This is a genomic window from Prochlorococcus marinus str. MIT 9314 (assembly GCF_000760035.1).
In the GTDB taxonomy this organism is placed as follows: domain Bacteria; phylum Cyanobacteriota; class Cyanobacteriia; order PCC-6307; family Cyanobiaceae; genus Prochlorococcus_A; species Prochlorococcus_A marinus_B.
On record NZ_JNAO01000013.1, the window covers coordinates 287,019 to 313,428 of the forward strand.

The 26,410-nt window shown below is 28.3% G+C and carries 26 protein-coding genes and 1 tRNA gene; 8 read left to right on the plus strand and 19 right to left on the minus strand.

Translation table 11 applies throughout. The features are described from left to right. Positions 1-37: 37 nt before the first annotated feature. A complete protein-coding gene (gene gmd / locus EU98_RS00600) occupies positions 38-1,114 on the minus strand; it encodes a GDP-mannose 4,6-dehydratase (RefSeq protein ID WP_032516484.1) in 1,077 nt (358 codons plus the stop codon). Between the two features lie 200 nt (positions 1,115-1,314). Here gmd and EU98_RS00595 point away from each other — a divergent pair, with 200 nt between their 5' ends. From EU98_RS00595 to EU98_RS00575, 6 genes are all read left to right on the plus strand, one after another. Further along, positions 1,315-2,334, plus strand: coding sequence for an NAD-dependent epimerase/dehydratase family protein (locus EU98_RS00595; RefSeq protein ID WP_032516485.1), 1,020 nt, complete (start codon positions 1,315-1,317; stop codon positions 2,332-2,334). A gap of 182 nt (positions 2,335-2,516) precedes the next feature. Next, entirely contained in the window at positions 2,517-3,575 is a 1,059-nt protein-coding gene (locus EU98_RS00590; RefSeq protein ID WP_032516486.1) for an NAD-dependent epimerase/dehydratase family protein, read from the plus strand. Further along, on the plus strand, positions 3,572-4,447 hold the full coding sequence (locus tag EU98_RS00585) for an alpha-1,2-fucosyltransferase (RefSeq protein WP_032516487.1): 876 nt from the start codon (positions 3,572-3,574) through the stop codon (positions 4,445-4,447). The genes EU98_RS00590 and EU98_RS00585 overlap by 4 nt, the downstream gene beginning before the upstream one ends. A gap of 72 nt (positions 4,448-4,519) precedes the next feature. Then, positions 4,520-5,536: an NAD-dependent epimerase/dehydratase family protein gene (locus EU98_RS00580; protein WP_032516488.1), complete on the plus strand. Its 1,017-nt coding sequence runs from the start codon at positions 4,520-4,522 to the stop codon at positions 5,534-5,536. Further along, positions 5,533-6,396 (plus strand): glycosyltransferase family 2 protein, encoded by an 864-nt coding sequence (locus EU98_RS0109245; RefSeq protein WP_032516489.1) that lies wholly within the window; start codon positions 5,533-5,535, stop codon positions 6,394-6,396. The genes EU98_RS00580 and EU98_RS0109245 overlap by 4 nt, the downstream gene beginning before the upstream one ends. Before the next feature lie 80 nt (positions 6,397-6,476). Further along, the gene (locus EU98_RS00575; protein WP_152557475.1) at positions 6,477-7,283 is read left to right on the plus strand and encodes a glycosyltransferase; all 807 of its coding nucleotides are present in this window, start codon (positions 6,477-6,479) and stop codon (positions 7,281-7,283) included. An 8-nt stretch (positions 7,284-7,291) separates the two neighbouring features. On the opposite strand, the gene EU98_RS00570 is transcribed toward EU98_RS00575, so the two are convergent. The 14 genes from EU98_RS00570 to EU98_RS00520 all read right to left on the minus strand — a co-directional run bounded on the left by EU98_RS00570 (position 7,292) and on the right by EU98_RS00520 (position 20,876). After that, positions 7,292-8,230, minus strand: coding sequence for a UDP-glucuronic acid decarboxylase family protein (locus tag EU98_RS00570; protein ID WP_032516490.1), 939 nt, complete (start codon positions 8,228-8,230; stop codon positions 7,292-7,294). A gap of 12 nt (positions 8,231-8,242) precedes the next feature. Further along, positions 8,243-9,676, minus strand: coding sequence for a nucleotide sugar dehydrogenase (locus tag EU98_RS00565; protein WP_032516491.1), 1,434 nt, complete (start codon positions 9,674-9,676; stop codon positions 8,243-8,245). Between the two features lie 106 nt (positions 9,677-9,782). Further along, a complete protein-coding gene (locus EU98_RS00560; RefSeq protein WP_032516492.1) occupies positions 9,783-10,481 on the minus strand; it encodes a DUF5672 family protein in 699 nt (232 codons plus the stop codon). A gap of 50 nt (positions 10,482-10,531) precedes the next feature. Beyond that, positions 10,532-11,179, minus strand: coding sequence for a hypothetical protein (locus tag EU98_RS00555; protein ID WP_032516493.1), 648 nt, complete (start codon positions 11,177-11,179; stop codon positions 10,532-10,534). A 15-nt stretch (positions 11,180-11,194) separates the two neighbouring features. Continuing rightward, a complete protein-coding gene (locus EU98_RS00550) occupies positions 11,195-12,166 on the minus strand; it encodes an alpha-1,2-fucosyltransferase (RefSeq protein ID WP_032516494.1) in 972 nt (323 codons plus the stop codon). A 1-nt stretch (position 12,167) separates the two neighbouring features. Beyond that, entirely contained in the window at positions 12,168-13,466 is a 1,299-nt protein-coding gene (locus EU98_RS00545) for a lipopolysaccharide biosynthesis protein (RefSeq protein ID WP_032516495.1), read from the minus strand. A 15-nt stretch (positions 13,467-13,481) separates the two neighbouring features. Next, positions 13,482-14,501 (minus strand): hypothetical protein, encoded by a 1,020-nt coding sequence (locus EU98_RS0109250; protein ID WP_032516496.1) that lies wholly within the window; start codon positions 14,499-14,501, stop codon positions 13,482-13,484. 6 nt (positions 14,502-14,507) lie between these two features. Beyond that, complete coding sequence (locus EU98_RS09385) at positions 14,508-15,878, minus strand: exopolysaccharide biosynthesis polyprenyl glycosylphosphotransferase (protein ID WP_052045524.1); 1,371 nt, start codon at positions 15,876-15,878, stop codon at positions 14,508-14,510. Between the two features lies 1 nt (position 15,879). Continuing rightward, complete coding sequence (gene rfbB, locus EU98_RS00540; RefSeq protein ID WP_032516497.1) at positions 15,880-16,896, minus strand: dTDP-glucose 4,6-dehydratase; 1,017 nt, start codon at positions 16,894-16,896, stop codon at positions 15,880-15,882. Between the two features lie 36 nt (positions 16,897-16,932). Then, positions 16,933-17,850, minus strand: a complete 918-nt coding sequence (gene rfbD, locus EU98_RS00535; RefSeq protein ID WP_052045525.1) for a dTDP-4-dehydrorhamnose reductase — start codon at positions 17,848-17,850, stop codon at positions 16,933-16,935. After that, positions 17,847-18,434 (minus strand): dTDP-4-dehydrorhamnose 3,5-epimerase, encoded by a 588-nt coding sequence (rfbC, locus tag EU98_RS00530; protein WP_032516498.1) that lies wholly within the window; start codon positions 18,432-18,434, stop codon positions 17,847-17,849. The genes rfbD and rfbC overlap by 4 nt, the downstream gene beginning before the upstream one ends. Positions 18,435-18,437: 3 nt before the next feature. Beyond that, positions 18,438-19,325, minus strand: coding sequence for a glucose-1-phosphate thymidylyltransferase RfbA (gene rfbA, locus EU98_RS00525; RefSeq protein ID WP_032516499.1), 888 nt, complete (start codon positions 19,323-19,325; stop codon positions 18,438-18,440). Between the two features lie 41 nt (positions 19,326-19,366). Further along, positions 19,367-20,713, minus strand: coding sequence for an O-antigen ligase family protein (locus EU98_RS0109260; protein ID WP_052045526.1), 1,347 nt, complete (start codon positions 20,711-20,713; stop codon positions 19,367-19,369). An 89-nt stretch (positions 20,714-20,802) separates the two neighbouring features. Next, positions 20,803-20,876, minus strand: a tRNA-Arg gene (locus EU98_RS00520). Positions 20,877-21,010: 134 nt separating this feature from the next. Between EU98_RS00520 and EU98_RS00515 the strand changes: the two genes are divergently transcribed. Next, on the plus strand, positions 21,011-21,694 hold the full coding sequence (locus tag EU98_RS00515; RefSeq protein WP_032516500.1) for a hypothetical protein: 684 nt from the start codon (positions 21,011-21,013) through the stop codon (positions 21,692-21,694). A gap of 5 nt (positions 21,695-21,699) precedes the next feature. On the opposite strand, the gene EU98_RS0109265 is transcribed toward EU98_RS00515, so the two are convergent. Then, on the minus strand, positions 21,700-21,858 hold the full coding sequence (locus tag EU98_RS0109265; protein WP_342665661.1) for a hypothetical protein: 159 nt from the start codon (positions 21,856-21,858) through the stop codon (positions 21,700-21,702). 87 nt (positions 21,859-21,945) lie between these two features. Beyond that, complete coding sequence (gene rsmI, locus EU98_RS00510; RefSeq protein ID WP_032516502.1) at positions 21,946-22,812, minus strand: 16S rRNA (cytidine(1402)-2'-O)-methyltransferase; 867 nt, start codon at positions 22,810-22,812, stop codon at positions 21,946-21,948. Positions 22,813-22,815: 3 nt separating this feature from the next. On the opposite strand from rsmI, the gene EU98_RS00505 reads away from it, so the two are divergent. Further along, positions 22,816-23,718: a 3'(2'),5'-bisphosphate nucleotidase CysQ gene (locus EU98_RS00505; RefSeq protein ID WP_032516503.1), complete on the plus strand. Its 903-nt coding sequence runs from the start codon at positions 22,816-22,818 to the stop codon at positions 23,716-23,718. 2 nt (positions 23,719-23,720) lie between these two features. Here the strand turns inward: EU98_RS00505 and EU98_RS00500 are convergent, their stop codons facing one another. Both EU98_RS00500 and rpsN read right to left on the minus strand, forming a co-directional pair. After that, complete coding sequence (locus tag EU98_RS00500) at positions 23,721-25,886, minus strand: polyribonucleotide nucleotidyltransferase (protein ID WP_032516504.1); 2,166 nt, start codon at positions 25,884-25,886, stop codon at positions 23,721-23,723. 174 nt (positions 25,887-26,060) lie between these two features. Continuing rightward, entirely contained in the window at positions 26,061-26,363 is a 303-nt protein-coding gene (gene rpsN, locus EU98_RS00495) for a 30S ribosomal protein S14 (RefSeq protein WP_032516505.1), read from the minus strand. Between the last annotated feature and the right edge of the window lie 47 nt (positions 26,364-26,410).

The following is a 26,410-nucleotide window of genomic DNA, read 5'->3' on the forward strand; positions in this document are numbered from 1 at the left end:
AAAATAATTTAAAAATTATTTAATCTAATAAATTTTCTTATAAATCTTTTTGAACTTCTTTTTTATCCTCTTCTACCATTTCTTTTATCATTTGCTCCAAAGTAGTTTTTGGTTCCCATCCCATATCTTTGTAAGCTTTTGATGAGTCTCCTCTTAATTCTTCAACTTCAGTGGGTCTAAAATATTTCGGGTCAACTCTTATTATGATTTTATTATTATCTGCTCTTCTACCTATTTCATTTATTCCCTCTCCTTCCCAAATAATGGCAGGTTGACTTTTATTTTTATTCCAACCTATTTGTTTTGCAGTTAATTCAATGAACGTTCTTATTGTTTCCATTCTTCCTGTTGAAATTACATAATCTTTGGCTTCTTTTTGTTGAAGCATTAACCATTGCATAGCCACATAATCTTTTGCATGCCCCCAATCTCTTTTAGCATTTAAATTTCCCATATGTAAGCATTCATCTAATCCAGCTTCTATTCTTGAGAGCCCTCTTGTTATCTTTCTAGTTGCGAAAGTTTCTCCTCTTCTAGGACTTTCATGATTAAACAAAATACCATTACAAGCAAATATACCATAAGCCTCTCTGTAGTTTACTACTATCCAATATGCATACAGTTTGGCGACACCATAGGGACTTCTTGGATAAAAAGGAGTATTCTCATTTTGGGGACTAATTTGAACTTTTCCATATAATTCACTAGTGCTTGCTTGATAAAGTTTAGTTTTCTTTGATAATCCCAAGATTCTTATTGCTTCAAGAATTCTGAGAGTTCCTAATGCATCGCTATTTGCAGTGTATTCAGGGGTTTCAAAACTTACAGCTACATGACTTTGTGCACCTAAATTATATATTTCGTCTGGCTCGATTTCTTTTATAATTCTTATTAAATTTGTGCTATCTGTAAGGTCGCCATAGTGCAAAATGAAATTTAAATTATTTTCGTGTGGATCTTGATAAAGATGATCTATCCTTCCTGTATTAAAACTACTTGATCTTCTTTTTATGCCATGAACTTCATAACCTTTTTCTAATAAAAACTCGCTTAAATAACTCCCATCTTGACCTGTTACGCCCGTTATTAGTGCTTTTTTGTTTTTATTTTTCATAAATTATTTAGAAAATTAACTTTTATAGAAATCAAATGGATTAATTTTTATTTTTTAATTAAAAATTAGTTTCTTTGTAATTTACACAAAATAAATCAATTTCACATTGTCTTTTAAGCCGTTTTTACAATTTGGTAAAAAAATATAGATTGATATTATAGTATTTTGTAGGGATTAAAATTTAAATTAATAAATATAAAATGTTTAATGATAAATTATCTTTTTTAGTAACTGGTGTTGCTGGTTTTATAGGTTCAGCATTAGTAAAAAGACTGCTTGAAAATGGCAATAAGATTGTTGGCATAGATAATATGAATGATTACTATGATAAATCTTTAAAAGAATCTAGACTAAAAAGTATAAAAAAAATTTCATCTAAATCTCAGGGTCAATTCACTTTCTATAAATGTTCACTTGAAGATAAATTATTTCTTGAAAGTATATTCCTTAAAGAAAACCCTGATATAGTTGTGCACTTAGCTGCTCAGGCTGGAGTTAGATATTCGATTGAAAATCCTAATGCATATTTTCAAAGCAATTTAATAGGATTTGGAAATATAATTGAATCAATAAGAAAGATTAGTATCCAAAACTTTATCTTTGCATCAAGTAGTTCAGTTTATGGCGGAAGCAGTAATTTACCATTTAAAGAAGATCAATTGGTAGATAAGCCTATTAGCCTATATGCGGCTACAAAAAAATCAAATGAGTTACTTGCTTATTCATATAGTCATCTCTATAAGATTCCCACAATAGGTTTGAGATTTTTTACTGTTTATGGTCCATGGGGTAGACCAGATATGGCTCCATATATATTTCTTGAATCTATGCTTTCAAATAAAACTATAAAAATATATAATTACGGAAAAATGAGAAGAGATTTTACATATATTGATGATGTAATAGAGGGGCTATTTAGATGTTGTTTTAAGCCAGTATTAAATAATAAATCTTCCTTTTATTTAGAACAAACAGCTCCTTTTAAAATTTTCAATATAGGAAATGGTAATCCAATTCAATTAATGGATTTTATTGAGAAATTAGAGATTAAATTAGGTTTTGAGGCTATCAAAGAATTTTTGCCTATTCAAAAAGGAGATGTAATAGAAACTTTTGCTGACACCTCAGAATTGCAAAAATGGATTGGTTTTTCTCCTGAAACACCCTTAGAAATAGGATTAGATGAATTTATAAAATGGTATAAGAGCTATCATTCCTAGAAGTACTCAAACTATATTCTTATCGATCAAATCTTAATAATTTTAGATAATATCAGTAAAAATTTTAGGAGTAGAAATTTATTAACTTAATTATTAGATGTTTAAAAATATTCTTATCAAGTTACTATTTGTATAAAATGTCTAAGGAAACCTTATAGTAAATCTGTAATATTTAGAAAATTTTGAAACAAGAAACAATCTTAGTTACTGGTTCTTCAGGATTGATTGGAGGCGAGGTAGTTAATTTCTTTTGTGAAAAAGGATTTAAAGTTTTAGGTGTAGATAACAATATGAGAGAAGTCTTTTTTGGTAGACAAGGGAGTACAAAAAGTAATTTAAAAAGATTGGAAAACAAATTTAGTTCTTTTAAGAGCCATAATATAGACATAAGAAACAGAAAATTAATTGATGAACTAGTTAAAGAAAAGAAACCAAACATAATTGTACATACAGCTGCACAACCTTCTCATGATAAGGCTGCTGAGATTCCATTCTTAGATTTTGAGGTAAATGCATTTGGAACTCTTAATTTATTAGAATCTACTAGAAAATATTGTTCGAACTCTCCATTTATACATCTTTCAACGAACAAAGTTTATGGTGATACTCCAAATAAAATTCAAATAAAGGAACTCGAAACACGTTGGGAATATAAAAATAATTTCTTTAAAAAAGGTATAAATGAAAATTTAACTATTGATCAATCTACTCATTCTTTATTTGGAGTTTCGAAATTATCTTCAGATTTATTAGTTCAGGAATACGGTAGATACTTTAATATACCTACCTGTTGTCTTAGGGGAGGTTGCTTAACCGGGCCATCTCATTCGGGAGTAAAATTACACGGTTTTTTAAATTACTTAATAAGGTGTAATTTATTGAAAAAGAAGTATACAATTTTTGGTTATAAAGGCAAACAAGTAAGGGATAATATTCATTCTTTTGATGTGGCAAACTTTATTTATTTATTTTCTAGAAATCCTAAGTTGGCGGCTGTTTATAATATTGGAGGAGGTTATGCAAATAGTATTTCTATTCTTGAAGCATTTAATCTTATTGAATCTTTGACAGGAAACAAAATGGTTTATGACTATGATCCTAAAGAAAGAATAGGAGATCATATTTGTTACTACAGCGATCTTACAAAGATTAGAGGCGACTATCCAAGTTGGGAAATAACAAAATCATTAACTAATATTTTTGAAGATATTCATGATGGACTTAAAGATATTGTTACATGAAGACTATTATCTTAAAAGGAGGCCTGGGTAATCAACTTTTTCAACTTGCTAAGTATTTTGATCTTTATGCTAATTTTAGTGACCTCAAAATAGATATAAAGACAGGTTTTTTACTTGACTTCAAATATAAAAGAAAATTAGAGATAAAAGAATTAAAAAAGAGTAAATTTAGAAATCCAAATTATTTTTGTTTTTTTAATGCACTTTTTCTAATTTTAGAAAAAGTTTTTCCCTATTTAAATTATTTATTCAACATTAATGTTATCGATGATAATAAAGAAAGATATAAAAATACCGGTAGTAGATTAGTTATTTTTAATGGTTATTTTCAAGACTATAAATTAGTAAATTCCAACTTAAGTAATATTTATAATCTCGTTAAATCAAATTTTCTCGTAAACAAAGAAAGTAAATTTAAGGAACTTATAGAGTGTATCGATTCATGTACAAATTCTGTTGCTTTATGTATAAGATTTTATGAAGAGTCAAAAGATCCAAATATTCACGCTTCTAAAAATTCAAATCTTAAAAGTCCTGAAAACTTTAATAAAGTTATAAGAAATTTTGAAAAAAAAGTTGAAAATCCTACATTTTTTGTTTTTGTGCAGGAAGAAAATCAATTTACGGATAAATTACAATTTAATTGTCCTTTTCATATCATTTCGCACGATAGAGGATTCAGGGGCTCTTGGGAAAGACTTACATCTCAAGCGCATTGCAAACATCATATCTTTAACAACAGTACTTTTTATTATTGGGGAGCAATTTTTTCTCAATTTTTAAACAAAAGATTGGACATTGAGGCTCAGGTTTTTGTTACAGATAACTTTATTTATAAAGATATATACTGTCCTGAATGGAAAAGATTTTAAGTTAATGATTCTTTTGAATTTTATATTTTATTTGGCGCTTGTTTATAATATGGAAAATAAAAGATTTAATTAATGAAGAAAGTATTCATAACAGGCATAGCAGGATTTTTAGGTTCTCACGTAGCAGATGAATTCCTTTATCAGGGTTATGAAGTGGCAGGAAATGATAATTTAATTGGAGGGTATGAGGATAATGTTCCAAAAGAAGCTATTTTCTACCCTTTTGATTGTAGAAGTGAGCAAATAAAAACTATATTTAATGATTTCAAACCTGACATACTCGTGCACACTGCTGCTACGGCCTATGAGGGATTAAGTGTTTTTTCGCCAAGTTTTGTTACTTCAAATATTTATGAAGCTTCTGTCTCAGTATTTAGCGCTGCAATATCAAGTGGAGTTAAAAGAATAGTTAATTGTTCATCAATGGCAAGATATGGCGAAATTCAAATTCCATTTACTGAAGATATGACTCCTAAACCTCAAGATCCTTATGGTATTGCCAAGTATGCTGCTGAACAAACATTAGAATGTCTTGCTAAAGTTCATTCCATCGAATATGTAACTTTAGTTCCACATAATATTATTGGCCCTAGGCAAAAGTATGATGATCCATACAGAAATGTAGCCTCAATAATGATAAATAGATGTTTGCAAGGATTGCCTCCAATTATTTATGGAGATGGAATGCAGACAAGGTGCTTCTCTTTCATACAAGATGTACTTAGTTGTTTAATGACAGCGTGCTTAGATGACGGACCTCTTGGAAATGTTATCAATGTAGGCCCAGATGAAGAAGTTATAACAATAAATAAACTTGCAGAAAAAATTTGTAAATTGACTAATTTTAATGGTGCCCCAGAATTTTTACCTGCCAGACCTCAAGAAGTAAAACATGCTGTTTGCTCATCCAATAAAGCAAGAAAAATTCTTGATTATGGGACTAAAGTCAATCTAGAGGATGGATTGAAATCAATGGTAAAATATATTGAAAAAAGAGGAGTATCCAAATTTAATAGACATATACCTGTAGAGATAATTTCAGATTTAACTCCAAAAACATGGATATCTGATCGTATGAACCAAAAGTGATTTCAAAGCCATTTTTTTCAATCGCAATTCCTTTTTATTACCGAGATGAAAATTCTTTAAATCAGCTATATAGATGTGTAAATTCTATTAAAAATCAACTTTTTAAAAGTTATGAGGTCATAATCAGTACTCAAAATATTTTTGAGCGATTAAAAGAAGATCCTTTTTTTAATACCGAAATGATTAATCTTTATAATGCAGAAAATATTGGAGGATTTATTCAAGGAAATATTAATAATGCTATACAAAATTGTTCTGGTAAATGGATAAAGATCCTTTTTTCAGATGATTTTTTCTTTGATCAATATTCTCTAACCAATTTAAATTTGCAATTAAATTCAAATGATAAAATGTGGGCAGTAATGAATTCTTTACACTTTAACCACGATTCAAAAAAAATTTATAAACCATTAATACCTTATTTTCAAAAAAATATTTTGGAAGTTAATACTATTGGCTCGCCAAGTGCAATAGTTCTTAGAAATTCAAAAAAAATATTATTCGATAAAAAATCTTGGATGAGATTAGATGTTGATTATTATTTATCTCTTTTTAAAAAATTGGGTAAACCACTCTATATTAATGATGTTTTTATTGTTAATGAAATTCATAAAAATCAATTCAGTGCATTACTCTTAAATAAAGATAAATATATAAAAAATAAACTTAAGAATGAATTTGAATATTTATTTAATAAACATAAATATAAGAAAAAAAATGTGATGAGTTTGTTTTTCCTGCGTGTTTTTATTAAATTGGATAGATTATTATTATCATTATTGTATAAAATTTTATATAAAAATTTTAATAAAATAATTAAGATAATTTTTAAATTTAAATATCAAAAATACTTTAAATAAAAAATTAATTTATTTTTAATTAAAAAATATAAGATAATAATAAAGCATAAAATTTTAAAATTATTTTTTTGCATGGTGAAATGACTTATGATTTTTTGGGTTCTGCATACTTGAAAACTTCTTCGGAAGAATTAAATTATGCTTTATTTTCAATTCAAAAACAAACTTTAGAACCAAATAAAGTTGTTTTAGTTTTCGATGGACCTGTTAATGAAAGTTTGTTTGAAATAGTTGATAAATATAGAATTTATTTAAAAATTGATCTTTTAAAGCTTGATAATAATTTTGGACTCGGTATAGCTCTTAGGGAAGGACTAAAATTATGCGAGTCAAAATATGTTCTTCGATTTGATACTGATGATTATAATTTGCCATTACGAGCAGAAAAACAAATTTCTTTTATGAATAAGGGAGATTATGACATTTCAGGCTCTTATGTTATTGAATTCTTTGATACTTTAGATAATGTTATTTCCACAAAGAAGGTACCAACAAGTCAAAGAAAAATAAAAAATATGCTCCCTTTTAGGAATCCTTTTAATCACCCATCAATTTGTTTTAAACTTGAATCAATTCTTAAATTAGATTGCGGTTACAGACATTTCCCCTTTTATGAAGATTATGATTTATGGATTAGAGCCATGCATAGTGGATTAAAATGTTCTAATTTAAATGAAAATTTAGTGGCTATGAAATCAAACCAAATAATTTGTAGAAGAAGTGGATTAAATATGGTTTTTAATGAAACAAGACTATTTAAAACTTTTTGGAAATATTCTTTTAAAGATTTTATTTTATTTTTTCCTTCTTTCTTTTTAAGGACATTAATACGACTTTTACCAACTAGATTTTTGGTAGCTTTTTATAAACAATTTCTTAGATCGTAAAAGTTCTATTAGTAAAAACTTTTAAAGTACTCGATTGTTTTATCTAATCCTTCGGAGAGATTTATTTTAGGCTCCCAATTAATTATTTCTTTCGCAAGTTTTATGTCGGGTCTGCGTCTTTTAGGGTCATCTTCCGGGAGCTCTTTGAATTCTATCTCTAATGAAGGATTTGTTTTTTCTATAACTTTTTTCGCGAGATCAATAATTGTAAATTCATCTGGATTACCCAAGTTTATAGGACCTGAAAATTCACTATTCATAAATTCGTAAATGCCCTCAATTAAATCTGAGACATAACAAAAGCTTCTTGTTTGATTCCCGTCACCATAAATTGTTAGAGGATTACCTTCTAATGCTTGTACTATAAAATTACTTATAACTCTTCCATCGTCTCTTAACATTCTGGGGCCGAAAGTATTAAATATCCTTCCAACTCGTATCTCAGTCGAATGCATTCTTTGATAATCAAAGCATAATGTTTCTGCAATTCTTTTTCCTTCGTCATAACAACTTCTTGTCCCTGTTGTATTTACGTTGCCCCGATAGCTTTCGGGTTGTGGATGCACTTTAGGGTCGCCATAGATTTCACTCGTAGAAGCTAAAAAAATTCTTGCTCTTGTCCTTCTTGCTAAACCAAGCATATTATATGTTCCTAAAAAACTAGTTTTTGCTGTTTTTATTGGATTAGATTGGTATTGAATTGGAGAAGCTGGACATGCCAAGTGCCATATCCTATCAACTTCTACAAGTATAGGTTCTGTGATATCGTGTCTAATTACTTCGAATTTAGGATTGCCTACCCATTGATTAAGATTACTTTTACGCCCAGTGTAAAAATTATCAATGCAAACAACTTCTTCACCAGATTCCATTAATTTATCAATAAGATGGGATCCAAGGAAACCAGCTCCACCAGTAACAAGATTGCGAGTATGATTTTGTGACATTTTGAAGTTTGATTAATTTATCGCTGAAGAATTTAAATTGATAGATCTACTCCCAAGTCTCCAGAGTTTAATTTTTGTCTTTTTGATTTCTTCAATATCTATTATTGACCTGGTATCAAATATCCATACATTCTTTTTAAGTGAATCTTCTTTATCCAACCATTTTATTTTTGAATACTCTTCCCATTCAGTCAGAATAATAATTGCATGAGCATCATTAATTGCATTATCTATGCTTAGCGCATATTCCCATGTACCTTCCACTCTAGTAGCACAATTCATAATTGATTCGTTAAGTATAAAATTTATCTGATCAGATTTTACTTTTGGATCATGAATAAATAGGTTGGCCCCTTCTTCTAATAAATCATGACAAATTGATATAGAAGGTGATTCTCTAGTATCATTAGTGTTCGCTTTGAAAGCAAAACCTAGAATTGCAATTTTTTTATCACTCACAGTTCCAAAAAGTTTTTCAACTATAGTTTTTGTGATTCGTCTTTGCTGCCAATCATTTATTGTAAGTACACTTTCCCAATAATTAGAAATATCAGGTAAGTTATAGAAATCACAAAGATAAATTAAATTTAAAATATCTTTTTTGAAACAACTTCCGCCAAATCCAGGACCTGATTTTAGGAATTTAGAACCAATGCGAGTGTCTGAGCCTATTGATTTTGAAACTTCGTTGACATCTGCACCTGTTTGTTCGCATATGGCAGAAATTGAATTTATTGAGCTAATTCTTTGAGCAAGAAAGGCGTTTGCAGATAGTTTGGATAATTCACTACTCCAAATATTTGTTGTTATTATTTTTTCAGGGCTTATCCAATTCATATAAATTTTAGAGAGAATTTCAACAGAATTTTTGTCTTTACCACCAATTAATACTCTATCTGGATTAAGCAAATCATTAATTGCTGTCCCCTCTGCTAAAAACTCTGGATTTGATAAAACAGAAAAATTATTTCCAGAATTACTTTTACTTAAAATTTCTTCTAAAATTCCGGCTGTTTTTACTGGAACGGTACTTTTTTCTACAATTATAGTATTGTTTTTAGCGTAAGTCGAAATTTCGTTAGCACATATTTCTAACCACTTTAAATCGCTAGCTTTCCCAGAACCAATTCCTCGTTTTTTTGTAGGCGTATTAACACATAAAAAAATCATATTTGATGATTCAATTTCTTTTTGAACATCATTTGAGAAGAAAAGATTTTTACCTCTATTTTTCTTTATGATTTCTTTTAGTCCTGGTTCGAATACTGGCAAGTCTTCATAATTCTCACTATTCCAAGATTCGATTCTTTCTCTATTTACATCAACAACAGTAATTGTGATGTTAGGACACTTTTCTGCAATAACAGCCATTGATGGTCCTCCAACATAACCTGCTCCAATACAACATATTTTTTTTATATCTTTTGGCGGTATAAACTTGCCCATTAGATTATTTTTTCAAAACTTAAGTTGTTATTATAATACGATTAAAAGGTTTCATTAAAAAACAATTGATTTTTTTATTTAGTATTAATAGATAATATATTTATTTTCAATAAAAAAAAATACTAAAAACTCTTGTAAATAAAATTTTTGGGTGTATTTTTAATAATTTTTTTCCATGAAAACCAAAGGGTAAATTAAAAAAATCTCTTAAAGTTAAAGGACTCTCAATCGAAAACTTTTTTGCAATTGAAAATGGCGCCCACTTAAATCCTTTTGATTCTAAAAATTTTCTATGATAAACGGAAAAAAAACCATCTTCATGATTATTAGTTTGAGATTTTTCATCCATGAGTTTATATTTAGAAGCCGCTTTTAAAATATTTAAACTTCTAAGAGAAAATCCTCCATTACCAATACAATAAAATTCTCCAAATTTATCTCTTGAATAATTAAAATCTTTAGCTCTTGGTACAAAAGGAGCTCCAATATAGTCATAATCAAGGAATTTATCTTCCCATTTATTTCCATTAATTATAAAACCGTCCCATTGGACAAGCAGTATATGAGAAGTTGAAATGTAATTATGAAGTTTATAAACTATAAAATGGTTGTAGTCTTTTAAAGATTTTAATGGCTCTATTTTTATTACTTTTAGTCCCTTAAAAAAATATGAGTTTTTTATATTTTTTGAACTTAAAAGAACTACTTGACTATACTTAATTTTTTTTGATGATATTTTAAGGGAATTAATAGTCTGAATTATTTTAGTATCAGCAACTGCTACTATCGTTAAACTTTTTTGCAAAACATTAAGTTTTAATTTGATTAATTATAGATGATTTTCTTTTATTATTTTTAATTGGTAAGTTGTTTCAAAATATAAAAATAATTATAAGTAAGTTCCACTAGTAAATGAAAAATATATCGGGGCAAAAATTTTATTATTAATATCCTCTTTTTTTTGTGAGAATATCTTTTTATTTCAATAATACAATTATCAATCAGAAATCTGTTAAATCTAAAGTCAAAAATTTTACAAGAATGTTCAAAAAATATATTGGTTACAGACTTAATATCAGAACTTATATTTTCAACAATTATTACTCCATTTTTTTTTAATTTAGATTTGAGAAAATTAATAACATAATTGATATCTTCAATATTCTTATATTTTTTTATAATTACAATGTCAAATAAAAAGTCTTTATATGATTCCATAAATATATCAAAGCTTTTAGCAGTACTTAGAATTTCATTTTTTATTACTGGGCTTTTAAAAAAACTATTCCATAAATTATTTATTATTTTATTAGATTCGTTTATTTGAATAATAACTGGAGATTTATTTTGATTATAAATTTTGCAAAATGAATCCATGTAATATAAGTCTGAGTATGATTTCGGCCAAACAATATCAGTCCCTTTAGGATTTTTTGAAATACATATTTTATTTTTTTCGATTTCTCGTGAAAATCTTTTTTTTATTTCCTTAAATTTTTCCATAAATTATTTTACTAATCACCCAATAAAAAGTGGAAATATCTTTGCAAGAAATTTTTTTATAGGAATTTTAAGTTTTCTTGGAATTAAATCTTTGAAATTAAATCTTTTAAGAGCTTTAATATTTGTTTTGATATTATAAGATTCATAAATAATTTGTGAATTAATTAAAGATTTTATTATTTCACTCTCGGGTACTAAATTACCATCTATATTTTGCCATAACCAGTTCTTATAATAGTTACATGGAGAGGCCCATCTATTATATGTATTCCCAAATCTTGACCATTGATAAGGAGCTATGACAATTTCAGGTTTTATACCTAATTTTACTGGGAAATATCCAAAAGATGAGTTTGATAATATCACATAATTACAAGAATAAAGATTCATAAAATCTTCTTTAATGCCTCCCTCTAATATCTCATAATTTGGCAAAAGTTTGGAAGCGTATAAATTATCATCTGTAATTATTTTAAATTCAATATCTTTATTTATTTTTGATATATTTTTTATTCCATTTAACCAATAACTTTTTGGAAGTATTAGATTCTTATGTAGTTTGTACTCTCCTCCTCTGATATTAAGGATACAAGTATTTTTTTTGATTTTTTTATTTTTAGTTACACTCTTTAGTTCAATATATTTATTTAATATTTCTATGTTTGGTCTTAGATAATTTTCTGATTGTAAATTACCTTCTATTATTGTATTGTCGGATATATTTAAAATATTTTTATCAAAAAGATATATTAAACATTTTAAATCACTATCAAATATTGCACTCTCCTTATAATGTTTATAATCTTTAGTTTCATGTTCTTCTTCGCTATTTGTTAATTCAATATTTAAAAAATCTTTTGCTTTGAAATTTTCATAGTCAATAATTTTGAATTTTAAATTATTAAAATCAGCTGCTGATCTTAAGACTACATAATTCCACAATTGGTTCCCAAGCCCTTGATCTTTTTTAAATTTTAATACAAGCATTTTAAAAAATTTCTTTTTTGTAAGGTTGTTTTTTTGTCTTATTATATTTTGTTATGACATAGATTAATCCCACTGATTCTGCAATTAAATTTGAGTAAGCAGCGCCTAAAATTCCAAAATAGTAGATTGAGGGGAAGCCTGTTAAAATAATACTTGAAACAATTAATGTTCTTAGTTTATTTATTTCTTTATACATTCCATTTGGAATCATATATTGATTTACCATAATTTCTTCTATTACATTGATAACGAAAGAAAATAAAAGAATTCGTAATACACTAATTATTTTCAAAATATCTTCATTTGTGAAGTAAGAAACCACCTCTTTGATATATATATTCAAAAATAAAAAACTCACTATTGTTATTGAGAGAAAAAGGACTAAAAAATATTTAAGAAGTTTATTTCCCTTATTTTTATTTTGATGATATTCCTTTGTCATTCTTGGAAAAATTGAATGGCTTAAAGGATGTGATAATTGAACTGAAATCCCCTTAATTCTGTCGGCTATATTATACATGCCTAGATTTATAGGGCCAAGTAAACTTCCAATTAATAGAGGCAATGAAGAATTTATTAAAGAGCCTAAAATAGATGATAAAAATAATCCTGAACTCTTTTTTATAGTGCGAAAACCTTTTTTAAAGCTTATTAGCCCTATTAAATTTTTGTATTTATTTGAAAGCCTTAATTGATAAAAAATACCAGTTAAACAAAAACTAAGACCATAGAAAAGGAAATAAGTATTTATTTCAGAAAAATTATTTATAAAAGAAATTGTTAGTGAAGCGAAAAAAAATTTATGAAATAATTGTAGCAGTGCACTTTCATAGATTTTTTCTAAACCATTTATAAACCAATATGGTTGAAGGAAGTTTCCTATAAGAATTAAACAGAATGGCCAGAAAAGAGATTCTTTTCCCAAATAAAATAATAGAAAAAAACATATAGAAATACTTGAAATAGTAAGTATAAATTGAGCAGTCCAAGTCTCTCTAAAAATATTTTTTAGCTCTTTATAATTATTCGAATATATGGAAACAAATTTTGAGCTATATTGATGAAATGACCAATCAATTGTCCAAATTAAATAATTAAGAACTAATTGAAGAAAAACAACTTCTCCCCATTTTGCAATGCCATAATTCTTTATTAGATGAGGAAGAACTAGTAGACTAATTAGGAAATTAAATCCATAAATTATAAATAGAGAAATTGTATTTATAGTTATATTTTTATTAGAAGAAAGACTTTTAATGATTTCTCTATATTTCTTGAAATTAATTTTTAAATCGCTCATTTTTAAATAAATATCTTAGAAAAATTTCGAAAGGTTCTTACTAAAAATATTCTTTAATTTAAAAATTGCTCTTAAAGGGTTTTTCTTTACTAATGATATATATATTTTTAATTGAATATATCTATAAAAAATCACATCAAATAGATTTTCCTTAATAGTTGTTTTGATTTGTAGTTGGTTATAATTCGAAAGTATTTTTTTAATTTTCATATCAAAGATCTTATCCTTTTCAATATCAATTATTTTATTTCTTGAAATTCCTAATCTATAAAAAACATCTCTTCCAGTTAATAAATTATGTTTAAGATTATTTTTTATTTCATCAATATTAAATTCTTGATGCCCCCAACTTTCAATCTTGGATTTTAATAATTTTTCGCCACCTAATGAAGTAAAGTGGTAACCCGCATTTTTTATTTTCTTAAATTTACTTGATTCTTTCCTCATAAGATTTAGTGATTTCTTTTCTAAAAATGAATAAGGAGAGATCATTGAACCTAACCACTTTAAATTATTAAGACTATTTAAATAATATTTAAATTCATATTGTTCACAAACAAGCGGAATTGATAACTTCTTATTTTTTTTAATAAAATCAAATACTTTTAATGAGGGAATTTCATCTAGATCTGACAAAATAACTATATCATTAGAATGGCAAATCTTTTTTAATACTAAGTGTATACACTCTCTATGATATGACTCTAATACCCACCATAAATGCTTTCTATCGTAGTGGTAATGACTTTCAATTAATTTAGAAATAAATCTTTTTTGGGAATATTTATGATTTGAGAGATATCTATATAGTTCTTCAAAGGTATGATGGAAATCATTGATTTTATAGTAAATAATTTTCTTAGAATATTTTTTAAATCTATTTTTGTGATTCTCGAAATTGAACTTCTTTCTTTTACCCTTGAAAGTTTGACAAGCCTCAATAATTACAAATTTATCAACATATTCGTATAAATAATTTAATCTTATTTCTAGTAAATCTAATTCTTGAAAAAATAAAAAACTATCAATAATCATATGAAATTAGTAACCTTTCATTTTGAAAATTAATTTAATTGTTTGAATAAATATTAATAGATCTAACCAAATAGATTTGTTTTGTATGTAAAAGAGATCATAACTTAGTTTTTCTGAAGAATCAGATATTGAGGAACCATAAGGGAAATTTACTTGCGCCCATCCACTAAGACCAGGTTTAATAATATGCCTTAATTTATAGTTAGGGATCTTTTCATTAAGCTCTTCCTCAAGTTGAGGTCTTTCTGGTCGTGGTCCAATTAAACTCATATCACCAATTAAAACATTTATTAATTGAGGAAGTTCATCAATTCTTGCTTTTCTTATCAATCTTCCTACTTTAGTAATTCTTTTATCATTTTTATTTGCCCAAACTGCACCATTATTTTCAGAATCGATTTTCATTGACCTTAATTTCCTTATTATTATTGGCTGCTCAAATAGACCTGTCCTAACTTGATTATAAAATACAGGACCGTTATCTTCTAATTTGATTAGAATTGCAACAATGAATATTATTGGGAAAGTTAAAAATAATAATATGAGACTAAGAAAAACATCAGCCATTCTTTTTATCCTTATATGAATTTTATTACTGTTTAAATATTTATTACTGTAATTAATAAAATTCAATGTAATAAATTGTGATGGAATCTTATGGACATATTTCTCGAACCATTCAGATTTATTTAGTATTTCTACATTATTTTTAAAAGTCTCATTAATAAGAAATTCAGTATTATCAAATTTCATACCTTCTGTCGCAATAACCACAGTTTTAAAGTCTTTTTCTTTACTGGAAAAAAGATCATTAATGCAATTTAATTTTATAATTTTTGTATTTTTATTGGTTAAAAAATTTTTAGATTGTTTCTTAAATATCCTAATATCGTCTTCTTTACCAATAATAAATATTGATTTGTTTTTTTTATTTAAAGAATTAATAATTATCAATCTTAATGATTGAATAATTGCACTAGATAAGCCAATAAATAAAAATGAATTCCTGCCAATTGGGAATAAGTATGGTAAAAATATTAAAATAATTTTGTCAAAAATATATACTAAAATTAAAACAAATATTGTTTTTAGTAATAGGTAATAAATTTCAATAAAAGCATTAGGGTATTTACTCTCTTTACTATATCTACCAAAAATGTAACTAAGTAATCCCCATGATAATGATAATGTAAATACCTTTAAATTATCTATTGAATTTATTTTTGTAGAATTACTTAAATAAAAAAATATAAATATTGCAAGGTCTAAGAAGTAAAAAATTAATAAGCTTTTTCTGCTTTGTATCCAAATTGGTAAAGATAGGCCAAAATAATTAGCTATATTTTCTCTTAGAGTGTAGTTTATTTTTGATTTCATTTTATTTTAAGTATTCCCACCAAGTTCTATTATTTAAATACCAATGAATAGTTAGTTCAATACCCTTATCAAATGATATTTTGGGTTTCCAATTCAATTCTTTTGTTAACTTATTTGGATCTATTGCATAGCGCTTATCATGTCCTGCTCTATCCTTGACATTCTGAATTAATTTTATGTGTGGATATTCTTTAGGAAAAAAAGTATCAAGACTATTGCATATTTTTTCTAATACTTCTTTATTGGTTCTTTCTCCAAAACCACCAATACAATATTTTTCTCCAATCCTACCTTTTTTGAAAATGAGAAGTAATGCATCTATGTGATCATCAACAAATAACCAGTCTCTAATATTTAAACCATTACCATACAAAGGAATTGGTAAATTCTTAATCCCATTAGTTATAGCTAGTGGAATAAGTTTGTCTATAAATTGAAAAGGTCCATAATTATTGCTGCAATTGGTAATAATTGTGGGTATGCAATAAGAGTGGAACCATGCGTTAACGAAATGATCACTAGCAGCTTTTGATGCAGAATATGGACTTCTTGGATCATAATTTGAATTCTCATTAAATTTACCAGTAGATCCAAGGCTCCCAAAGACCTCATCGGTACTTATATGCAGAAACTTAAAATTTTCTTTCTTTGAACCAGTAATTTTATTCCAATGAATCCTGGTCGCTTCAAGTAAATTGAATGTACCAAAAACATTACTTTGTATAAATTGATCTGGATTACTTAGTGAGACATCTACATGACTCTCAGCAGCTAAGTGAAAAATTGCATCCGGATTAATTTGTTCAAATAAATTTATTAAAAGTTCTTTATTAGTTAAATTAACTAAATAGTGCTTATGTCTATGAGATGCATTAAATTCCTCAATTCTAGTTAATCCATTTTTATAAGATAAAATATCGATATTGTAAATAATATTATTTTCCTCTTTAAGTAATCTTTTAATTAATGCGCCCCCTATAAAACCTGCACCTCCAGTTATTAATATTTTTTTAGTCATAGCAATAATTATAAAATAAACAAAAAATTAAAACTTTTAAATATTAAGGTTTTTTTCTTTTAATTGTTCTAATAGCATTTGGTAAATTGATTTCTGCCAAGGTATTCTCTTTATATTTAATAATTTTTGGGTCGAATTGCAATCAAGAGCCGAAAAAAGGGGCCTTTGTGCATTTGTTTTATAATTTGAGCTCTTGGTGGGATTTATTATCTTATTTTTTTCTATCAATCCTAATTTTGAACCTATTGAGTATATTTCAAGAGCTAACTCATACCATGATGTAATACCTTCATCAGTCCAATGATAAATAGGGTATTTATTAAAACTATATTGTTTGATAAGTTTATCTTTTGATATAAGCCCCCATATTACATTTGCTAGTGATTTTGTTGTGGTTGGTGAACCAAATTGATCTGAAATAACGTCAATTTGATCTCTTTTAGAGAGTAGCTCAATAATTTTTGAAGAAAAATTGCCCCCTTTTTCACCCATTAGCCAGCTTGTTCTTAAGATGTAATAATTTTTTGATTTTGTCATTGCTTTTTGAATTTCATCCTCTCCTTCAGCTTTACTTTTACCATAAATATTTATGGGATTTTTTATTTGATCAGTTTGATAGGGAAAATTCTGTGCTCCATTAAAAACGTAATCAGTACTTATGTGAATTAAATTACCCCCAACAAGATTCAATGCTTTTGCAAAATATTTAGGAGCATCTCTATTGATCTTAAAACAAAGCTCATGATTTGATTCTGCTAAATCTACTGATGTATAGGCTGCACAATTTAAAATCCAATCTGGTTTTATATCTAAGGTTTTAATAAAACATTCTTGAGGATTGCTTAGGTCTAATTCTTTTCTATTAGGAGTTATTAAACATATATTTGCTGGCTTTGTTTTAATCAAGCTATAACCTAATTGACCTGATGATCCAGTAAGAAGAACTTTTATCAAAAAAATTCTCCCTTTTCAATCAAATAATCAATACTTTTTGCATCGCTATCTTTCTTTGATAACTTAGGAAGCGTTTCATTTATTTTTTTTAATGGCCATTTTATTCCAACTTTATTTTCATTCCAAATCAAAGACCTCTCGTCCTTTCTAGACCAATAATTAGTTACCTTATAAGATACTCTTACCTTTTCACTCATAGTAAGGAAACCATGAGCGAATCCAGGAGGGATCCATAATTGAAAATTATTTTCTTCATTTAGTTCTGTCCCAAACCAATCTAAAAAAGTACTGGAATTTTTTCTTAAATCCACAATAACATCGAATATTTCTCCATTTGTAGCTCTTACTAATTTCCCTTGGGCAGCTGGGTTTAATTGAAAATGTAATCCACGCAAAATACCAAAAAAAGATAAGGATTCATTATCTTGTACAAAATTAATTCTCTCACCTATCACATCATCGAATAGTCTCCTATTCCAACTTTCAAAGAAAAACCCTCTTTCATCGATGATTAAATCTGGTTTGATTAATAAGGGGCCTGAAATTAAATTGCCTTTATTACTAATGATCTTATCAATTTTCATTTATTAATTTTCTAATAGATTATTTAAGTATTTTCCATATTCCTGATTCTTTTCTTTTTTGATAAGTTCTCTAAGTTCTATATCGTTTATTAAGCCAGTTCTCCAAGCAATTTCTTCTGGACATCCAACCTTTAAACCTTGCCTTTTTTCTATAGTTCTAATAAATGCCCCTGCCTCTTGTAGAGCATCAAATGTACCAGTATCAAGCCATGCCATACCTCTTCCAAGAATTTGAATATTTAATTTGTTTTCAACAAGATATCTTTGATTAATATCGCTAATTTCTAATTCTCCTCTTGAAGAGGGTTTTAATTCTCTTGCAAAATTAATTACTTTGTTATCAAAAAAATAAATACCTGTGACAGCAAAATTACTAGATGGTTTTTTAGGCTTTTCTTCAATGCTTATAGCTTCGTTTTTTTTATTAAAATTTACTACGCCATATCTCCAGGGATCACTAACCGGATAAACAAATAGAGTAGCTCCTTGATCATTTTTATTCGCATTTTGAAGTTGAGAAATTAAATCATTCCCATAAAATAAATTATCTCCAAGAATCAATACACAGGAGGAATTTCCAAGAAATTGCTCTGCGATCAAAAAGGCTTGTGCAATACCTTCTGGTTTCTCCTGACATGCGTATTCAATTGATAAGCCCCAGCTATGCCCATTGCCAAGTAATTTTTTAAAAGAAGAAAGATGATCTTTACTGCATATAATTAATATTTCTTTTACCCCAGACATCATTAATGTTGTAAGAGGATAATAGATCATTGGTTTATCATAGATTGGTAGCAATTGTTTGCTGGTTGCTATTGTTAAGGGACTTAATCTTGAACCTATACCCCCTGCGAGTATTATTCCCTTTCTTCTTTTAATTGAATTATTCATATATATACGTCTATAAAAAAATTATTCTTTTTAAAATGGATTTATTCATTACTTTTAAAAAATCTATAAATTAAATCCTTTTTTAGATTTATAGGGCATTTATTTTCAATAATTATAGCCCTTAATCCTGCTATAAATATCCAGCTTGAAATGCTTATTCTTAAGTCATAATAGAGAACATCATACAAATGAGACAAAATAAAAATCAAAGTAGCTGCCCACCATGACCTATCATTAATAATTTCTAAATTATTTTCGGTTTTAAAAATAAAAAAATAAGAATTAAATAGAATTGAAAAAATTGCAAGAAAAATTATCAGTGAAACAATAATTCCGTAATTAATGGATAATTCCAAAAATAGATTATGAGCATGATTGTTGAAAAGATTTGTTTTTTGAAAATATAATATTGAAAAAGTTGAAGCTCCCCATCCTAAAAATGGACGATTACTTATAAATAATAATGATTTTTTCCAGATATCTAACCTTGGAAAAGCTTGAAGATTTAAGAAAATTTCACTGAATTTAGAAAATACTTTTTCAGGAATAAAGTTCATCATTACTTCCTTATATTGGAGTGGCATATTTGGTATAAAAGTAACTAGAATTGTCATCAATAAAATTAGTATTAATGGCATTAACCAAAACAAAGTAATTCTTCCTAGTACTATAGGAATAGAGACAATAAGACCAATCCAGGCACCTCTGGAGTTAGTTAGAACTATACTTGTTGTGAATGTTATACAAATAACTAAAGCTATTATGGACTTAATTTTGAATCTTTTCTTTCTATTTATGAAAAGCACAGATAAGCATAATGGAAAAAGCAAAGTAAGCCATCCGCCAGCATAATTTGGATTATTAAATAAACTTGTTAATCCTCCTCCATCTATAGGTCTTTGATACCAAACAACGAGACCGTTCATTAATTGAAATGGACCATTTATTTTAAAGAAAAATTGAGCAATTCCACTTATTAATATTGGGATTGAACTTGCAATAAATACTTTTGATAAGATAAGTCTTTTTTGTACTGAATCTAGATATGGTTGAAAACCAATAAAGCAAAGGAAAAGTGGAATCCAATTTAATAAGCCAATCCAATTAAGAATAGGGTCCCAAGAATCTAAAAAACTTATTTGATTAAAGTGACCATTTATACACTTAAAAACCATAATAAAGGAAACAACAATTAAGGCGATATTGTATTTATCTCTAAGGATTTCAGACCTTTTTTTTATGATTCCTTTTGCTAATGGATACAAAAGAACAATAGTTCCTACAAAAGGTGCTGAGGCGAGAAAGAAGACTCCCAGCAAAAATAATTTATTATCAATATCCTTTTTAATATTTCTAAATAAAAAATTATTTGAATTTATTAATTTCATGAAAATTTATTTTAGCTTTCAACACGATTTAGGTAATTAAATTTATAAATAATATTTATCATCTTCACCAACGCATTTTATGAGACTTACGCTTCCTGCAGGATTCGAACCTGCGGCCCACTGCTTAGAAGGCAGTTGCTCTATCCAGCTGAGCTAAGGAAGCACTTAATTATTATATCTGACAGTTATTGGTCGAACAATAATCCTAATGCTTTTAAATATATTATTACTAAAAAATTTTTGATAAAATACACTTACTATTATTTTTAATAGAATGAATAGAGTTGCGAACTGATAGTGGCGAAAAAGCTGTCTGAGAAACAAAAAGAAGAAATTGTTAATTTTTTTAAATCAGGAAAATCTATTGATCAACTATCTAAAGAATTTAATTATACAAAATTAACTATAGTAAGAAATTTGAAGAAAAATCTTGGTGAAACAAGATATTTAGAGTTATTTAAAAAAAATAAATTGACAACTCACAGCTTTAAATCTAAAGAGAAAGAATCTAAATTTAATAATGAAGAAGATAATTCAAGTATAAAAAACAAGATTGAAAACAACTATGATAAAGAATTACTTAATAAAAAATCTGAGGAATTATTGCTATTCCAAAATCCTTTTACTGAGATAGTACCTTTAGATTATGAGATTGAGAATTCGACGCAAAAAGATTTATCTTCAATTCCTATCTGCGAGGTTGTTTTCCCAAAAGTTGTATACATGATAGTGAATAATAAAATTGAATTGGAAACCAAATTCCTTAAAGATTATCCAGATTGGCATTTTCTAGCTGAGGAAGAGTTAAATAGAAAAACAATTGAAATTTATAATGATATGAAAATCGCAAAAAGGTTTTGCAATAAAGAACATAAGATAATTAAAGTCCCAAATACTGAAGTTTTTAAAATTGTTTCTCCTATACTAATTTCCAGAGGAATTACAAGAATAATCAATGAAGAAAAATTGATAGCCTTATAGAGGCTTTAATTAATTTCTTTATTTGGACTAAAAGATAGAAAACTACCCATTAAAGCTCCGCTTATAAAACTAACACCAACTATAAAACTAACGGGTAATTTAACAGTTTCACTCATTATTAAATTGACTTTTCTTTTTTCTGAACTATTTTGAATTCCAACCATAAGTATTAAAAATAAACAAACATTAAAAGTAAAGTTCAGAAATATTTTTTTTGGCTGTAAAAACATGAAGAATTTGATTAAAAAGCTTTAGTACATATTGTAAATTATACTTTTAGAAAGGTTATTTTTTTTTGCTAAATATTTAGAAGCTGCAGATAAGCTTAAACCTGCATTAATTAAATTATGTAATTCTTTCTTTAATTCAATATAATCAAATTCAGAATTCTTAGATTTTTTATCAATACCTTTAATTACTACCGTAATCTCACCACGAACATCTTTTCTTTCAAAAAAAACTATGGCCTCATTGATGTTGTGTCCAATATGCTCTTCAAATTTTTTTGTTAATTCCCTTGATACTTGAATTTCTCTCTCCCCTCCACAATATTCTTTTAATTCACTCAATAAATTTTTAAGGCGATTAGGGGACTCAAATAAAATTGTTGTTTTTTCATTACTACTTATGTTGAGAAGAATTTTTTTTCTTTCGGAATTTTTTTTGGGTAAAAAACCTTCAAATATAAATTTTGAAGATGGAAGACCACTTGACGCAAGAGCAGTTATTGCTGCACATGGACCAGGAATGCAAGTTATTTTTAAACCAACAGATTTTGCAGCTTTAATAAGATTCTCGCCTGGATCACAAATACTAGGCATGCCTGCATCACTAACTAGGGCAATAGATTTGCCAGATTTTAAATCATCAATCAATTTTGGGATCTTTTTGAAAGAATTATGCTCATTGAAGCTTATTAGATTGTTATTAAAGTCATATCTTTGCATTATCTTTTTTGTTTGCCTAGTGTCTTCGCAGACAATTAAAGAGACATTTTCTAGAATTTTGAGAGCTCTTATTGAGATATCGTTCAAATTCCCAATGGGTGTGCCAACAATATATAAAAAACCACTTTCAGGTTCTTGTTTTTTATGCGAGGATGAATATTTAATATTCATTTTGTGATTAAATTACCATCCGGTTTAGAAATAAATAATCTTATAGATGATTTGAAAGTCTTTAGTTGGGAAGCTTCTGAAATCTTGCTTTATTATTCTCAAATATTAAAAGATTCATGCAATAATAGCAATATTATTAAAAATAATAATATTGAAGATCCAGTTACTCTGGCTGATCTGGAAGTTAATAAATTAATTATTCAAAGAATTAATGGAAAATATAAAGATATTGGTTGGGCAATTTTGAGTGAAGAAAACGTAAAAATAAAACCTCACAGTTGTGATATAAATTCTGATTGGATTTGGGTTCTGGATCCTCTTGATGGTACAAAGGACTTTATACAGGGAACTAATAATTATGCTATGCATTTAGCTCTGAACTATAAACAAAGACCTTATTTGGGTGTCGTTCTAATCCCAGAAAAGGATGAGCTATGGATCTCTGATGGGGAAAAGACATGGTGTGAGATGAAGAACAGTACGACAAGTGGAACTAATCTTTCTAGGAGTAAAAATCTTAAAGAAATGATTATTGTCACAAGTAAAAATCATGGCAATGCAAACCTCCATAATCTAATAGAAAAAGTTGGCTTTAAGGATGTTAAGGTTATGGGAAGTATTGGTTGTAAAATCTCCTCAATTTTAAGAGGAGAAAGTGACATATACATCAGCTTAAGCTTACCAGGTAAAAGTTCCCCAAAAGATTGGGATTTTTCTGCCCCAGAAGCTGTTCTAAAAGCTGCTGGAGGGGCCATTACAAATTTAGAGAATGAACCTTTATCTTATGGGGAAAAAGATTTTGAACAGAAGGGAATCATAATCGCATCTAACAATAAACTGACACATAAAAAGGTCTGTTTTGATATTAAAGAAATTATTAAGAAATATGATTTATATCCCTTGTAGCTTTAATTAAGTGGGGCTACTGGTGTTGGAGTGGGTTCAGGATAAGACATCCCTCCATTTTGGGTAACTCCTCTTAAAGTTAAGTTTATTCGCCCTCTACTATCTATTTCCCTAACCCTTACAGTAACTTCATCTCCTTGTCTTACTACATCCTCAACTCTTTCTACTCTTGCTTCTGATAGTTGTGATATGTGCACCATTCCTTCTTTGCCAGGGAGGATTTCAACAAATGCTCCAATTGGAATAATTCGAGTTACTACTCCTGAGAAAATCTCACCTTCATGTACTTTGCGAGTTAGACCTTCAATAATTTTTTGAGCTTCTTCCGCGGCTGCTCCATCATGAGAAGCGATGGTCACAATGCCTCCGTCTTCAATATCAATTTTGGTATTAGTCCTCTCAGTAATACCCTTAATTGTTCTTCCTCCAGGGCCAATAACTGTTCCTATAAGTTCTGGATCAATTCTGAAACTTAAAAGTCTTGGGGCATGAGGTGATAGTGATTCTTGAGGTTTATCTATAGCCTCTTGCATTTTTTCTAAGATATGTAATCTTGCGGGACGAGCCTTTTTTATGGCATCTGAAATAATTGATACCGATAGCCCTGTGATTTTCATATCCATCTGTAAAGCCGTTATACCTTTCTCGGTTCCTGCGACTTTAAAATCCATATCTCCAAGAAAATCCTCAATTCCTTGAATATCTGTAAGTATTCTGATTTCTTTATCCTCTTTTATTAAACCCATGGCAGTTCCACTTACAGGAGCCTTCAGAGGAACCCCAGCATCAAGTAAAGAAAGTGTACTACCACAAACAGATCCCATAGAAGTGGAACCATTAGAACTCAAGACCTCACTGACTACACGAAGTACATATGGAAATGTCTCTTTACCAGGTAGTACGGGGATGATAGCCCTTTCTGCTAATGCACCATGACCAATTTCTCTTCTCCCTGGAGTTCTCATTGGTCTAGTTTCTCCTACAGAATAAGGTGGAAAATTATAGTGATGCAAATAGGTCTTTTCAGTGCTTGGATTCAGATCATCCATTTCTTGAGCATCACTTGGTGTCCCAAGAGTAGCTGTCGATAAAACTTGGGTTAAGCCTCTTTGAAATAATGCTGAACCATGAACTCTCTTCGGAAGGATTCCTGCTTGAGCAGATATTTTTCTTACTTCATCAAGATCTCTTCCATCAACTCTTTTCCCATCATTAATGATTTGTGACCTCATTAATTTTTTGGTTAATTTTTTAAAATCGGAGTGTATTAACTTATCATTTTCTGATGTTAAAAGTCTTAATTGATTATCCTCTTTAAGAGAATCTATTTTGCTTTGTACATCAAGTTTTATTTTTTCTAATTCGAGATCTCTTTCTTCTTTGGACTGATCAAATTTCTTAAGTATTAGATCAATTGGCTTGGTGCAGTTTTTCTCCAAATATGAGAATAATGTTTTGTCTTCTTCAGGATCAGATGGTTTGATTTGTTCTATTCCTAAATCTTTTAATAAATCCTCTTGAGATTTAATAAGTTCAGTTACAGCCTCATATCCAAAATCTATAGCTTCGATTGTATCTTGCTCTGATAGTTGATTAGCACCAGCCTCGATCATGACAATCCCATCAGGTGAGCCCGCTATAACAATATCTAGGTCACCTTTTTCAATTTCTCTATAACTTGGATTTAAGATGAAATCATCGCCTATTAGACCCACTCTAACTGCAGCCATAGGACCGTAAAATGGAATCCCTCCAAGCAAAGTTGCAATTGACGCACCTGTTACGGCTAAGACATCTGCAGGTACCCTTTCATCAAGAGAAAGGCAAGAAGCTACTATTTGTATTTCATCTCTCATCCATGATGGAAAGAGAGGTCTCATAGGTCTATCAATTAATCTTGAGATTAATGTGGCTCTTTCTGGAGGACGCCCCTCCCTTCTCATGAAGCCGCCAGGAATTCTACCGGCAGCATACAGTTTTTCCTCATAATCACAAATTAGAGGTAAAAAGTCTGAAACTTCCTTTTTCGAGGTTTTTGTAGCCGTAACTAATAAAGATGTGTCTCCACACTCAATCATTACTGATCCATTTGCTTGAGGAGCATATAGTCCTGTAGTTAGTCGTATCTCTCGTCCGTCAAACGTGATCGACTTATTTTGTCCTTCCACTTTTTAAATTATAAATCTATACATAATTTATTCTTACATTTTATAGGGACATATTGAGTAAATTATTTAGATAAGCTATAAAATTTTTTAAAAATGCCTCTAAAAACGAGATGAACCTCAATTTATTTAATAAACATTTTTTCTTTAGAAAATATATTCTTTAGTAAGAATAAACTACCAACTTGATTTAACCACGCCTGGAAGTTCACCATTATGAGCTCTTTGTCTTAACTGATTTCTGCAAAGACCAAAGTCTCTATAAACTCCTCTAGGTTTACCTGTTGCCCAACATCTATTCCTAACTCTGTTTGGAGCAGAGTTTCTTGGCAGAGCTTGAATCTTTCTATGTATTTCTAATCTTTCCATTGGATCTTTAGCTGAATTGAATTCATCCAATAATAATTTCCTTTTAGCAGCATATTTCTTCACAAGTTTTTTGCGTTTGACCTCTCTCGCAATCATGGACTTTTTCGCCATTTATCAGAATATTTAAACTAATTACTATATTAACAGCTTGTCTAACA

What these genes read in the sequence shown, in the direction of transcription:
- gmd (WP_032516484.1), bottom strand. Translation starts at nt 1,114, where the DNA reads ATGAAAAATAAAAACAAAAAAGCACTAATAACGGGCGTAACAGGTCAA.
- EU98_RS00550 (WP_032516494.1), bottom strand. Translation starts at nt 12,166, where the DNA reads ATGCTTGTATTAAAATTTAAAAAAGATCAAGGGCTTGGGAACCAATTG.
- EU98_RS00545 (WP_032516495.1), bottom strand. Translation starts at nt 13,466, where the DNA reads ATGAGCGATTTAAAAATTAATTTCAAGAAATATAGAGAAATCATTAAA.
- EU98_RS00595 (WP_032516485.1), top strand. Translation starts at nt 1,315, where the DNA reads ATGTTTAATGATAAATTATCTTTTTTAGTAACTGGTGTTGCTGGTTTT.
- EU98_RS09385 (WP_052045524.1), bottom strand. Translation starts at nt 15,878, where the DNA reads ATGAAATCAAAAATAAACTACACTCTAAGAGAAAATATAGCTAATTAT.
- EU98_RS00555 (WP_032516493.1), bottom strand. Translation starts at nt 11,179, where the DNA reads ATGGAAAAATTTAAGGAAATAAAAAAAAGATTTTCACGAGAAATCGAA.
- EU98_RS00575 (WP_152557475.1), top strand. Translation starts at nt 6,477, where the DNA reads ATGACTTATGATTTTTTGGGTTCTGCATACTTGAAAACTTCTTCGGAA.
- EU98_RS00580 (WP_032516488.1), top strand. Translation starts at nt 4,520, where the DNA reads ATGAAGAAAGTATTCATAACAGGCATAGCAGGATTTTTAGGTTCTCAC.
- rfbC (WP_032516498.1), bottom strand. Translation starts at nt 18,434, where the DNA reads ATGAAAATTGATAAGATCATTAGTAATAAAGGCAATTTAATTTCAGGC.
- rsmI (WP_032516502.1), bottom strand. Translation starts at nt 22,812, where the DNA reads ATGAATATTAAATATTCATCCTCGCATAAAAAACAAGAACCTGAAAGT.
- EU98_RS0109250 (WP_032516496.1), bottom strand. Translation starts at nt 14,501, where the DNA reads ATGATTATTGATAGTTTTTTATTTTTTCAAGAATTAGATTTACTAGAA.
- rpsN (WP_032516505.1), bottom strand. Translation starts at nt 26,363, where the DNA reads ATGGCGAAAAAGTCCATGATTGCGAGAGAGGTCAAACGCAAAAAACTT.
- EU98_RS0109265 (WP_342665661.1), bottom strand. Translation starts at nt 21,858, where the DNA reads ATGGTTGGAATTCAAAATAGTTCAGAAAAAAGAAAAGTCAATTTAATA.
- EU98_RS00570 (WP_032516490.1), bottom strand. Translation starts at nt 8,230, where the DNA reads ATGTCACAAAATCATACTCGCAATCTTGTTACTGGTGGAGCTGGTTTC.
- EU98_RS00565 (WP_032516491.1), bottom strand. Translation starts at nt 9,676, where the DNA reads ATGGGCAAGTTTATACCGCCAAAAGATATAAAAAAAATATGTTGTATT.
- EU98_RS00585 (WP_032516487.1), top strand. Translation starts at nt 3,572, where the DNA reads ATGAAGACTATTATCTTAAAAGGAGGCCTGGGTAATCAACTTTTTCAA.
- rfbA (WP_032516499.1), bottom strand. Translation starts at nt 19,325, where the DNA reads ATGAATAATTCAATTAAAAGAAGAAAGGGAATAATACTCGCAGGGGGT.
- EU98_RS0109260 (WP_052045526.1), bottom strand. Translation starts at nt 20,713, where the DNA reads ATGAAATTAATAAATTCAAATAATTTTTTATTTAGAAATATTAAAAAG.
- rfbB (WP_032516497.1), bottom strand. Translation starts at nt 16,896, where the DNA reads ATGACTAAAAAAATATTAATAACTGGAGGTGCAGGTTTTATAGGGGGC.